Origin of the sequence: Maribellus maritimus (genome assembly GCF_022267315.1) — a bacterium.
Lineage (GTDB): Bacteria > Bacteroidota > Bacteroidia > Bacteroidales > Prolixibacteraceae > Draconibacterium > Draconibacterium maritimum.
Genome location: NZ_JAIKLE010000006.1, coordinates 232645 through 244854 on the forward strand (window position 1 = coordinate 232645; position 12210 = coordinate 244854).

The window sequence follows — 12210 nt, forward strand, 5'->3', positions numbered from 1 at the left end:
ACTTATGAATGAATTTGTTTTAACTTACATTTCCTAAATGTATAAATAAAAGATGGACATTGGTTTCATTTTTACATAACAAACTTAAAAACATAATTATGGCTTTAAATGCATACATGAGACTGACTGGGCAGGCGCAAGGTGAAATAAAAGGATCGGTAATACAGGCCGGACGCGAGGACTCCATAATGGTTATTGAGTTTCATCACGAAGTAGAATCACCGATGGATGCTGCTTCCGGACTTCCAACGGGCAAAAGACAACACAAACCGCTTGTAGTAACAAAAGAAATTGATAAATCTACTCCGCTTTTGTTGAATGCTTTAACAAATAATGAGAATATTACAGAAATGGAATTGCGGTTTTGGCAACCGTCGAGAAGTGGCCAAGAGATTCAGTACTACACCATTGAGTTGAAAAATGCTCGTATTGTAAATATCGGACAGGAAATGCCAAATAATCAATATCCGGAAAACATGCGGCATCAGGTTCGGGAGCAAATTGCGTTTGTTTACCAGAAAATTATTTGGACATTTGTGGATGCTGGAATCACAGCTGAAGATAATTGGGGAACTCATTCCGTAACATCTTCTGTCCGGAACTCTCCGCTTCATCGTTTTTCGAAATAGTTAAAAAACGGAGTCACTTAAAATGGCTCCGTTTTTTTGTCGTTTCTTAATTATAGGTTTTTATTTCATATTCTTCAGGAGGCTTCTCGCCTGCCAGGTTTTTTATGAAGTAGTCCCATCGTTTGCGAATAAAATAGGGATGATCGGCTAATCCGTGATTTTTGTTGGGGATAATAAGTAATTCAAAATCTTTGTTGTGTTTTATCAGCTCAGCCGCCATGCGCAAACTGGAAGCAGTATTTACATTGTTGTCCATATCGCCGTGAATCAACAGGAGCTTTCCTTCGAGCTTTCCGGCCAGATTAAAGTTCGACTGTTCATCGTAATGCTTTCCGGGCATTCCCATATATTGTTCCGGCCACCATGCTTTTGCAATTCGATGATCGTGGTTTCCGGCAGAAGAAACGGCAACCTTATAAAATTCGGGATGGGTAAGCAGGGTATGTGCAGCATCATAACCTCCTGCTGAGTGTCCGTAAATTCCCACCCGATTCAAATCCATCCACGGGCGTGTTTCGGCCAGTTGTTTTAAACCGGCAATGTGGTCTTCGGCACCAATATCGCCGAGATTTTTATACGAAAAATCGTGAAATGCTTTTGAACGCCATGCGGTTCCCAATCCGTCGATGGTAACTATAATAAAACCAAGTTCAGCCATTGAAACGTCATAATTGTTGTATCCTCTTGAAAAGGTTTTGGGTGTCCTCACTGCCTGGGGACCGGAATAAGTTGCATCGAGAACAGGATATGTTTTTGCCGAGTCGAAATCGGTAGGATAAAAAATTAAACCATAAATATCGGTTTCGCCGTCGCGTGCTTTTACTTTAAATGGCTCAGGAAATTTCCAGCCTTTTGCAAACAAGGGATCCAAACTGGCCGAAGCCAGGCGGTAAATAATTTCTCCACTTTCCATACTGCGCACTACATGGTCGGTTGGCCGGTCAACTCTTGAATAAGAGTCTACAAAGTAATCGCCTTTCTCTGGTATCCGGATTTGGTGATCGGTTTTGTCGTTTGTTAAAAGGGTTAAAAAACTTCCTTCAAAATTAGTAACGTACAGGTTTCTGTAGTAAGGGTCGACATTTTCTTCCAAACTACCGGCAACAAAATAGATCAACTGGTTTTCATTGTCTATTTTTTCAATTCCGCGAACTGCAAAATTTCCTTTTGTTACCTGGTTTAAAAAATTCCCGTCTCTGTCGTACCTGTATATATGATTCCATCCATCGCGCTCAGATGTCCAGAAAAACTGGCTTTCATCTTCTGTCCATTTACAGTTCACAGTTTGTGTTTCAATCATTGTTTTCGATGAATCTGTAAGCAAAGTGATTGCCTCGCCGGTTTCAGCATTTACCCTAAAAATTTCGATGGATTGGTACCCTCTTTTAAAACGGGCAAAAAATAACTCCGTGTTTTCATTCTGCCAGGTGGGAAAGATACTTGCTGTAAAATCGGCGAATGGTTCAACATCAACTCTTACTTTTGATAAAGAGTCCACATCAAAAATGTAGTATTCCTCCATTATAGCAGGTTCTCCGGGCAGCGCGCGTTCATACGACCATACTTTTGCACGAAATCCGCTGTCCGGCATACTTTGGTATAAAAATAATTTACCCACTTTTCTCCTGTCGAGCCGCATTGTGACAAACTTCTTGGAATCTTCAGTCCAGCGAACAGAAATGGAAGGATCATATTTATCTCCTTTTGATTCGTCAACCATTTTATACCACGAAAGTGGTGTAGCGTATTCGTATTTTTTCACACCATCGTCAGTAAGTTGAATTTCATCGCCGGTTTCAGTATTTTTAAGAAAGAGGTTAAACTCACGCACTTCAACAATCCATTTTTTATTTGGCGAAATCGACTGGTTTTTGGGAGTAGGTTTTTTCTTTTCTCTTTTTGAGGTTGAGTAATTCCGTAAATCGGTTTCGAGTAAAAGCGAATCAAAACTGAATTTTATTTTGTTCTCGCCGGGAATAAAAACCAGTTGTTTTATACTCAAAGAATCGGGGTTAACCTGTTTGGTGATAATTTCTGAGAGTGACGCAGCCAGTTTTGAATGATCAAAAGCCTCTTCCGACTGTATATTTTCTCCATCGAAATAATAGTATCTTTCACCTTTTTCGGTTTGAAGTTTATACCAGAAATCGCTGGTTCCTTTCACCTCGTTGATGTTTAAATTTACATTCCGTGTTAAGTTTGAAATGTTTTTGGGAAGGAATTTTTCCGCTTTCTGATATCTCTCCAGCATGTTTTGGCTTACGGATAAAAGTGAGAGGCCAGCCAGCAATAACAATACGGTTAATCTTTTCATACGTCAACTTGTTTTAGATTTTTATCCTTCCAGGTAATTCCGGGGATTCCTTTCAGATTTTCTGCCAATTCGTTCTGTGCTGTTTTTATTGTTGTAGCGTCACCAGAACTATACAAAATGTAAATTCTCCGCCGGACATTTTCCCGCATTGTCTCGGAAATCGGTTCAAAATTGAGCCAAAGGGTGTGGCCATCGACGGCTGGATTTCTTTTAAGAAAGAAAAGCAGACCGGTGGGGAGTGTTGTTTCTGCTATTTTGCACATGTCTGATTTTGTTTATTTGATCAAATTTCGTTTAGTACTTAAAAAATCTAAAAACAGATTCAAATTTGTACTGAGGTTAATTTAATCAAATTTTTTTTAATCAGATTCTACAAAACCGCTTAATTGATTACAGTGATTGGAAAAGCAGCTACATAAAAGTTCTTATCGATTTCAAACGATTTATAATTCCCACTTTGTTTTAATCTGCTCCAACGCCCGGTGGGTTGTATCCATTTCATTTCTCCATTGATATAAACTTTAACAGGCATATTAAAGTCGTTAACACAATTTGTCCAGCGGTAACGAATTTCATTGTCAACAATGGCATATTCTAACGTGGGAATTCTTGTGTCGCGTAAATATTGATTAAAAAATGATTCCAGATCAAGTTCTGTTTCCCCGGAAATATATTTTTCAATTTGTTCGGCTTTAACGGTTTGATGATAAAATGTTTCGTTAAGTCCCCTGAGAATTTTTCTCCATTTTTTATCATCGTTTACAATTTGGCGAAGCGTATGTAACATATTAGCACCTTTTGAATACATATCGCCCGAGCCGGGATAGTTTACCCCGTAAACTCCGATAATAGGCCGATCGTTACTGATGTTGAGACGTGTTCCCCGACAATATTCAGCGCCGGCTTCCTTTCCCCAAAAATATTCGACAAATAAACTTTCGGAATAAGCTGTAAAACTTTCATGAATCCACATGTCAGCTTCGTCCCAATTGGTAACGTTGTTTGCAAACCATTCATGGCCCGATTCGTGGATGATTATAAAATCGAATTTCATTCCATATCCCGTGTGGCTTTCATCGCGGCCACCATAACCGTTTTTAAAACCGTTTCCGTAAGTTACCGAACTTTGGTGCTCCATTCCCGGGTAAGGAACTTCAACCAATTTGTAACCGTCGTTGTAAAATGGGTAAGGGCCAAACCAGTATTCAAAGGCTTCAAGCATTTGGTAAGCCTGTTTAAAATGTTTTTTTGCTTTTTCGAGGTTGTAGTCCATCACCCAGAAATTGCAATCGAGTGTACCTTTTTCGCCTTTGTAGGTATCGCCAAAGTGAACATAGTTTCCGATGTTGATATTTACTCCGTAAGAATTAATTGGATTGTTGACAAACCAGTGCGCGGTTTTTGTCCCGTCGTTGTTATTATCAAGTTTTATAAGTTTTCCGTTTGAAACATCCATTAAATCTTTAGGGAAAGTTACACTGAGCAACATGCTGTCGGGTTCATCGTAGGGATGATCTTTACACGGCCACCATAAACTTGCTCCGTCGCCCTGGTTTGTTGTAACAATAAATGGTCTTCCTTTTTCATCTTTTTTCCAGCTCACACCTCCATCCCATGGAGGACGGCGACTTACTTTAGGTTTTCCGTTAAACTCAACCATTAACTCCAGCATTTCACCTTTTTGTTGTTTTTTGCTTAGTGATATAAACCACGCGTTTCCATCCCTTTCAAATTTCTGTTCTTCACCATTTTGAGTAATTTTCGAAATTTCCATGGGTGGTTGCAGATCAATTTGTATTTTTTGATTGGGTTCGATTACCCGATATTGAATCAGATTTGTGCCGGAGAAGGTGCTGTCATCGGGGGTAACTTTTACACTGAGGTGGTAGTATGTTAAATCCCACCATGCCCGTTCCGGGGTAATAGTTCCACGTAATGAATCCTGATGAGTGAACTGTGTTTTTTGTGCAAAAATGCCCGTTGTTATTCCCAAAATCAACAAAAGAGTTCCGGCAGCTCTGTAAATCATGTTTTCTTTTTTCCTTTCTAATTTTTATTGAATTGCTTTTGAAAAAGTTGCGGTTCCTCCAACTACAGGGATGCTTAGGAATGTGGCATCCAAATCAACGGTTAATTTTGTTCCGGGGTTTGGCCAGAGGGTAAAATCACGATCGCTGGAAAAGATCATTAATCCGATTTGTTGTCCCGCAGGAATAACCTGATCGTCAGGTTGAAGATTAAAGGTCATCTCGTAAAATTTTCCTTTTTTTAGCGGTTCACTTTCGGTAAGCGATTTATAATTCTGGGGGTCCGCCCACCCACGGGTGATAATATTATCGGTTATTTTTGCATTTCTGCGGTTATTCCATGGAAGTGAAACTAACCAAACCGACAAATTTGCTGCGGGTTTGTTGCTCGCCAAACTGATGGTAATTGAGGTTTCTCCTGAGATATGAATATCTTCAGTTAAAGTGGGAGTTAGATACAGAAGCCGGTGTTCCGTATTTTCAGCCTGGGCCAGCGTTGAACCACTAAATGAAACGTTATCAACCAGTGTTTCTTTTCCTTGTTTTGATTTTTTGCTTAGCGTTAAACCGCCGGTTTTTGGAGCGCCTTTCTGCAGGAAGAATTGAACCGGTTTTGCTTCCGGATTTGGATAGTTTTTGTAAGGAGTAGGATTTGTTCTTTCATCATTTTCTCTAACTATCCAGGCCTTTGAGTCATTTTCCACGCCGTTATCAATTCCAAACAAATAACGGGAAAACCAACGGTTCATCATTATCATGGGCGGTTCTCCTCCATGCCCTCCCTGGTGATAAAATATTTGCAGCGGCACTCCTTTTTCTTTTAGTGCTTTGGAAATTCGGTAACTGTGCTCGGGAACTACGTTCCAGTCGTTAAAAGCATGTGCCATTAAAACAGCGGCTTTTAGTGGTTCCAAATCATTGAGGTAATCGCGGCCGGCCCAGAAATCGTTATAATCGCCGGAAATACGGTCAAAGTTTCCATACATTTCCTTGTCGCGGATAATACTGTCGCAATACGCACAACGCTCGGGATTTCCACTGTGAATCCAGTCGTATAAATAGTCGATGTCTTCGCCAAGCCAACCTCCCGGGTGCCGAATCAGTCCATTGGAGCGATAATAATGATAATACGAAGTATTTGGGGCAACCGGAATAATAGCCTCCAATCCCTCAACCCCTGTTGTTGCTGCTGCCAGCGGAAGGGTTCCGTTGTAGGAAGTGCCAATCATTCCTACTTTTCCAGTCGTCCAACTGGCTGTCACTTCTTTATTTCCGTCGGGAGTTGTAAAACCTTTTGCCCTGCCGTTCAGCCAGTCGATAACTGCTTTTGGAGCCAGCGATTCATTGTCTCCTCCTACGGTTGGACAGCCTTGAGAAAGTCCTGTTCCGGGAGACGAAGAATGAACTACAATAAAACCGCGCGGCACCCAGTCTTTTACATGCGATTTTGAAAGGATTGGGCGGTTTACCTTTGCCGTAAATTGTGGAACATGTTCTCTTTTGGGAGGCGTAGTATGCAATTCCTGTTTTACATTCCATAAATACTTTCTGTCCAGAGACCCGGTTCCGGCGAAATAGGGACTGGTTTCATAAATTACCGGCAGTTTCAAACCTTCAGTTTCTGTTTGTCGTGGGCGGGTCACATCCACATGCATTCTGTCGCGTTTGCCATCTCCATCTGAATCAAATTCGGTTTCTACCCAAAGGTCTTCACGAATCCAATAATCCGGGTCATTAAATTCAGGAACGATTTGGGCTTCTCCGTCTTTGAAAAACGGCCCGACTTTTTCTTTGGTTGTTGAATTTTCATTTTGTGCAAGGGTTGGGATTCCTATCGCAGCAAAAAGAATGAAAGTTAGAGATTGTAAAAACTGATTCATTAAACTGGCAATTTTATGTATAAACAAATTTGTTAAGCCTTTTTTTGTTTGATCAACGTTATTTTTTTCAAAAAGAGAAATATTATGTTCAAAAAGCAAAGACTTAAAATGGTTTGATGAAAAAATTAAATTTCATAATGTAATTATAAAAACAAAACTAAAAGGTATGGTTTGTTTAAAACATGATGAAATTAATGTTTTATATTTTTTAACACAAACTTTTGTTTTGGGTTGGTTAGCTGTCAATATTTTTCAAATTTTAAAAATATTTCATCAAAATGACATTTTGAGCTTTGGCTTATCTTTTGTTTTCAAAATGATTTCTTTTTCAATTTGTTAATTTTTTGTAAGGAATTCAACAACTTTTATTAAAAACATATAATAAAAGACTTTTTTGTATTTAATTTGAAGATGTAATTAATATAGTTGAAAAAGAAACATGAGAAGTTTAGTTTGTCCGATATCTGATGAAATAGTAAATGAACGCGTTACGAGAGCTAATGCTTTGATTGCTATTTTGTTGGTTGTGGCAGGATTTATTTTCAATTCCGTACTGTTTTTTATTTTTCTTTTGGCCGATTTTTTTTTGAGGGCGTTTACTGAAGTTAAATACAGCCCGGTCAGTTATATCAGTTCAAGGCTGATAGATGTTATGAATTTTAGTAAAAAACCCGTAGGGAAAGCTCAAAAAATATTTGCAGCGCGTTTGGGTTTTGTAATGACTTTGGGGATAAGTGTTTTGTTTATGCTGAATTTGGGTACAGCAGCACTTGTTGTTAGCGGAATATTGGTGTTTTTTGCGTCGCTTGAGTTTGCACTGGGGATTTGTGTAGGATGTATGATTTATACATATTTAATACTACCTTTTTATAAATAATACAACGTAAATACGGCATGACAAGAGCAGGCATTTGTTGAATCGCCTGCTCTTTTTATAATCAGACTTTTTTTGAAAATTTTTTATACCCCAATGCTTTTACTTTTTTATTCCTTGTTGTATCATTTCGGAATCCGGTAGTGGACCACTCCCGTTATTCCAGCTTGAGCCCAATTTTTTTATTCTGAGAGAATAATTTACTGCTGAATCCGGCACCCAAACGGGCATATTTAGGTTCGACTGCATCTCCAATCCAGCAATTGGCATCCTAAATAGATCATAGGAATCGGATGAAACTTCTGTCGTAATGTTATCATTCTTTTTAAGCGGCGATTCCGGATTGGGCAGCTGATAGTTAAAAACGGAATCATCACCAAACGGATCTGTTGGTTTAAAGCCGGGAATTTTTAATATTGAAGTGTCTTGTTTCAACTCCGGTACTGGTTTAAAAAGTTCTTTCGGAGCAAAATCCTGCGCAACGGCCACGGAAAAAATACCGAGCGTAATTAGAAATGTCAACACTGTTCTCATGGTTACTTTTTTTGTTTTGGTTTTTAAAGTTAAAAAAACAATTTGATGAATACCAAAAATTTAACATTTCAATATCACCGGAAATTTTTATTGTATAAATCATTATAATTATCATTCAGTTCGCACCAAATCGAGAAATTTAACAGGGGCTGCCGCTTGGAAAAATGTTTTCCGTTACTGTAAACAAACTCAACCGGGCAAATGGTATAATTTTCTCCTGCTTTTAAATTTATTCCGTTTATCTTGAAATATTTGTTTAAGGAAAGTATTGCGTTTACAAAATAATTCTATCACAATTTTGTATTTCAAATTTAGTCTCTTTTTATGTTACCTTCATGTTCAAAGGAATAGCTGACTTTTTAAGTTCTTTGAGGGCGTTAGGAATAAAAATAAAATGACACCCAAAGCGATCGGCAGGGCTATAAGCCGGAATTTATTTCCAAAAAAGTCTTCACAAAAAGGTTTTTATTTTATTCATTATTTTCATTTCCTGTAATACTGTTTCTTTTCGGCGGCGCGAAATCGATATCGAATCTCCGTTGGAGAGTTGAAGAATGCCCCCGTCGTTTTTTAAATAACTAACCACGTGTTTTAGGTTTACCAAATGGGTTTTGTGAACACGTAGAAATGAATATTCCTTTAATAAGTCTTCAAATTCAACCAGCGTTTTGGCTACAAACAAGTGCCGGCTCTCTTTAAAGTAGATGTGTGTATAATTCCCTTCTCCCTGGCACCGTATAATTTTTTCTACCTCAACAAACTCAATGCGGTCGCTGGTAGGTAACCCAATTCGGGGATTTTGTGGTTGGCTGATGTTGTAGACCAACTCCTTCATCCGTTGGTTCTCCATTTTTTGCCTTATGCGTTCAACTACCGTTTCAACTGCGGCTTTTAGTTCGTTAATATTTATGGGTTTCAGAATGTAATCGGTAGCTGAAAAACGGATTGCTTTTATGGCGTAATTATCAAAAGCGGTAACGAAGATTACTTCAAAATGAAAATCTTTAAAATGCTCAAGTAACTGAAATCCGTCAGCCTTTGGCATTTCAATATCCAGAAAAACCAAGTCGGGATTATATTTCCTGATGAGCGAAATACCTGATTCTGCTGAATCAGCCTGCCCTAAAAGTTCTATTTCGGGGCAGTACTGATTCAGAATACCGGCCAGGTTTTCCCGGCCGTTTTTTTCATCGTCAACTATTATGGATTTTATTTTCATTTCCTATTGACCTCCTCCTGCACTTGCTCCTTGTCCGGCGTCGCCACCACTTTTTAAATCGGTATTTTTTATTGAGCGCCGGGCTTTTTTAATCTGTTCCTTCATCTGTCCAATCTGGTACGAAATGTAAACTCTGAAAGTTCGGTTGTAGTTATAATTCTTCGATTTCCGGTAAAATGTATCGTCTTTCAGGGTACTTGAGAATTCCATTCTCTCTCTGAACGGGTCGCTCACCGAGAAATTAACCTGCAGTTTTTTGTCAAAAAATGACTGTGAGAATGAGACACTTGAATAATTGTAACTTGAAGATTCTCCCTGAAGCATGATGGAGGGTGAATACATTCCACCGTAGACGGAGAAGGTTCCGTTTTCCCAGATATTATATCTCATTGATAATGTCCCGCGGTAACGAAAACCCTCGTTGCTTAGATTTTGCCCCCCACTGCTTTCCAAAATGGTGTAATATGCACCGATATTTGAGTTAAAACTTAACTTTTTTCCTACTTTAACCATCCCGTAAATATAACCACTGTAATCCTGATATTTTCCAATATTCTCATAAGTGGTTACACTTACTCCGTCGGGCTGGAGAGTTGTAATTGAGGTAATTGAGTTGTTTTCAAATGCGGAGCTTAGGTTTAGGTTAAAGTTGAATTTAGGAGAAAATTTACCATAGGTAAAGTTGAAGGTGTGTCTGATTTCTGAGTCGAGTTTTGGATTTCCGTAACGAACATTTAAAGGGTCGGAATCGTCGTAAAAAGGATTGAGGTACCAAATTCCCGGACGGGATAAACGTTGCGTATAAGACAGTTTAACGTTTTGTCCGTTTTTAAGATTTTTGGAAAGCGTAACATAGGGAATAAGGTTAAACATTCGGTTGGTAAAAGTTGTGTCGGAAGTTGAGATAAATACACCGTCGTTTTTTGTAATTTCTGCCCGTAATCCGGTTTTTATGTTTATTTTTTTTAGTTTGAGAACATAGCCGCCATAAATTCCAACAACGTGCTGGTCGTAATCCAGATCATTGATCCGGGCTAAATCTCGTTCCCATTCATCAGTATCCTCGTTAAACCTGAAAATATCTGAATTACTTTTATTTTGTCTAAGAATGTATTTTATCCCTGTTTCTATCTGGTGAACTTTTGTGATTGGGTCATAATAATCCAATTGGAAGGTGTGTTCGCGGCCCACTGCATCGTTTGTGGTTTTTTGTTGGTATGAAGGATAATCAAGTATTCCGTTAATTACATTTTTATAGTCTGTATTTCGTGGAGAATTGTCGAGCCGGTAGGAAACGGTAAAGGTTTTATCCGGTTTGTCGAACGTACGCTGATAATCGATATTTCCCGACAATGATCCAAAGCCATTACTGCTTTTAATTGTATTTTCAAATTGACGTGTAAGATTTCGGTCGGTGTTATAATCATTGGTTAAACTGTAGCCCGGACTGGAAAAATCTCCTCCGTAGCCAAAAAAAGAAAGACTGATTAAATTCAAGGTGTCAATTTCATAACTGGCCTCACCCATTAAAAAATTGTAACGCCCGGTGCTTTTGTTATAGCCTTCGGTTTCAGTGTATCGGTTGGTTGTACTTTGGTAATTTTCACGGTAACTTTCCGATTCACTTTTGGGCTGAAGATATTTATTGTAATTATAATTTAAAGAGAAACCAAATTTGTTAATTTTCGATGTTGCGTAAAGTCCTCCACTGTATCCTCCGCGTGAATCAATACTTCCGCTTCCACGTGCCAGAAATCCTTCAATCTGGTTTTTATTTGTGATAATGTTTATGATTCCGGCTGTTCCTTCAGCTTCGTATTTTGATGAGGGATCGGTAATCACCTCAATATCTTTTACACTGCTTGCCGGTAAACTTCGTAACACTTCTTTGGGGTTTTGCGAAACCATGGCAGAACTTTTACCATTAATAAGAATTTTAAAATTGGAAGAACCTTTCATTTGAATATTATCCTCTCCATCGACCGAAAGAAGAGGTACTTTCCTCAGCATTTCCAATACATTGCTGGTTTTCGATTCCGGATCGGTTTCCAGGCTGTAAACAATCTTGTCGGGTTCTGTTCGGATCAAGGGTTTTTGAACGGCCACCGTCACTTCTCCGATTTGTTCAACAGAATGTTTCAGGGGAATGGTACCAAGGTCGATTTTGGTAGCAGATTTGTTTAATTTGATTTGTTTTACCTGCATCTGGTAACCAATGGAATGGAAGATTACATCGTAGGTGCCAACGGAATCGAGCGAAAATGAAAATTTTCCTGATGCATCGCTGGCCAAACGTTTTATCACACCTTTTTCGGTTTGAATACTTATGGTTACGTAGGAAATACCATCGCCGGATACCGAATCGCTTACAACTCCTTTGATTTCAAAATCAAGAGGAGTATCGTTGTTTGAGAACAAAGACAAGGAGCAGAAGAACACGGCAACAAAAAAGATCGTGCGTTTTAGAGATTGACTAATTTTTTTCATGGCTTACAATTAATAGTTTATAGTTTTTTTTAGGAGCCGCAAAACTTAACAACTAAATTGTTAAGAATACAACTGATTTTTCAGTTATCAAAAACTATTCCGTGATTATGTTTATTATTCTGTGATTTTGTTTTTTTAACATTAAAAAAGTTTATTTTTCATCCGGAATCTGAATTTCTACTCGTGTTCCAATATCATTTCCTGTTAAGTCGATGGTTTCCAAATGGTATTTTTCTCCGTGTTTTT

The 12210-nt window shown here is 38.6% G+C and carries 9 protein-coding genes; 2 read left to right on the forward strand and 7 right to left on the reverse strand.

Annotated features, from left to right (window positions below; genetic code table 11):
- Positions 1–98: 98 nt before the first annotated feature.
- Positions 99–629 (forward strand): Hcp family type VI secretion system effector, encoded by a 531-nt coding sequence (locus K5G00_RS07925; protein WP_238765602.1) that lies wholly within the window; start codon positions 99–101, stop codon positions 627–629.
- 46 nt (positions 630–675) lie between these two features.
- On the opposite strand, the gene K5G00_RS07930 is transcribed toward K5G00_RS07925, so the two are convergent.
- The 4 genes from K5G00_RS07930 to K5G00_RS07945 all read right to left on the reverse strand — a co-directional run bounded on the left by K5G00_RS07930 (position 676) and on the right by K5G00_RS07945 (position 6850).
- Entirely contained in the window at positions 676–2943 is a 2268-nt protein-coding gene (locus K5G00_RS07930) for a S9 family peptidase (protein WP_238765603.1), read from the reverse strand.
- Complete coding sequence (locus K5G00_RS07935) at positions 2940–3206, reverse strand: beta-N-acetylhexosaminidase family protein (RefSeq protein WP_238765604.1); 267 nt, start codon at positions 3204–3206, stop codon at positions 2940–2942. The genes K5G00_RS07930 and K5G00_RS07935 overlap by 4 nt, the downstream gene beginning before the upstream one ends.
- 119 nt (positions 3207–3325) lie before the next feature.
- Positions 3326–4972: a M1 family metallopeptidase gene (locus K5G00_RS07940; protein WP_238765605.1), complete on the reverse strand. Its 1647-nt coding sequence runs from the start codon at positions 4970–4972 to the stop codon at positions 3326–3328.
- 24 nt (positions 4973–4996) lie between these two features.
- Positions 4997–6850: a Xaa-Pro dipeptidyl-peptidase gene (locus tag K5G00_RS07945; protein ID WP_238765606.1), complete on the reverse strand. Its 1854-nt coding sequence runs from the start codon at positions 6848–6850 to the stop codon at positions 4997–4999.
- A 439-nt stretch (positions 6851–7289) separates the two neighbouring features.
- On the opposite strand from K5G00_RS07945, the gene K5G00_RS07950 reads away from it, so the two are divergent.
- A complete protein-coding gene (locus K5G00_RS07950) occupies positions 7290–7727 on the forward strand; it encodes a DUF4395 domain-containing protein (protein ID WP_238765607.1) in 438 nt (145 codons plus the stop codon).
- A gap of 99 nt (positions 7728–7826) precedes the next feature.
- Here K5G00_RS07950 and K5G00_RS07955 read toward each other — a convergent pair whose 3' ends face one another.
- From K5G00_RS07955 to K5G00_RS07965, 3 genes are all read right to left on the reverse strand, one after another.
- Positions 7827–8258 (reverse strand): hypothetical protein, encoded by a 432-nt coding sequence (locus tag K5G00_RS07955; protein WP_238765608.1) that lies wholly within the window; start codon positions 8256–8258, stop codon positions 7827–7829.
- 451 nt (positions 8259–8709) lie between these two features.
- Positions 8710–9477, reverse strand: a complete 768-nt coding sequence (locus K5G00_RS07960; protein ID WP_238765609.1) for a LytR/AlgR family response regulator transcription factor — start codon at positions 9475–9477, stop codon at positions 8710–8712.
- A gap of 3 nt (positions 9478–9480) precedes the next feature.
- A complete protein-coding gene (locus K5G00_RS07965; RefSeq protein ID WP_238765610.1) occupies positions 9481–11964 on the reverse strand; it encodes a TonB-dependent receptor domain-containing protein in 2484 nt (827 codons plus the stop codon).
- Positions 11965–12210 lie beyond the last annotated feature (246 nt).

Excerpts from the sequence above, each read along its gene's own strand:
- K5G00_RS07925 (WP_238765602.1), top strand. The coding sequence starts at position 99 with ATGGCTTTAAATGCATACATGAGACTGACTGGGCAGGCGCAAGGTGAA.
- K5G00_RS07930 (WP_238765603.1), bottom strand. The coding sequence starts at position 2,943 with ATGAAAAGATTAACCGTATTGTTATTGCTGGCTGGCCTCTCACTTTTA.
- K5G00_RS07935 (WP_238765604.1), bottom strand. The coding sequence starts at position 3,206 with ATGTGCAAAATAGCAGAAACAACACTCCCCACCGGTCTGCTTTTCTTT.
- K5G00_RS07940 (WP_238765605.1), bottom strand. The coding sequence starts at position 4,972 with ATGATTTACAGAGCTGCCGGAACTCTTTTGTTGATTTTGGGAATAACA.
- K5G00_RS07945 (WP_238765606.1), bottom strand. The coding sequence starts at position 6,850 with ATGAATCAGTTTTTACAATCTCTAACTTTCATTCTTTTTGCTGCGATA.
- K5G00_RS07950 (WP_238765607.1), top strand. The coding sequence starts at position 7,290 with ATGAGAAGTTTAGTTTGTCCGATATCTGATGAAATAGTAAATGAACGC.
- K5G00_RS07955 (WP_238765608.1), bottom strand. The coding sequence starts at position 8,258 with ATGAGAACAGTGTTGACATTTCTAATTACGCTCGGTATTTTTTCCGTG.
- K5G00_RS07960 (WP_238765609.1), bottom strand. The coding sequence starts at position 9,477 with ATGAAAATAAAATCCATAATAGTTGACGATGAAAAAAACGGCCGGGAA.
- K5G00_RS07965 (WP_238765610.1), bottom strand. The coding sequence starts at position 11,964 with ATGAAAAAAATTAGTCAATCTCTAAAACGCACGATCTTTTTTGTTGCC.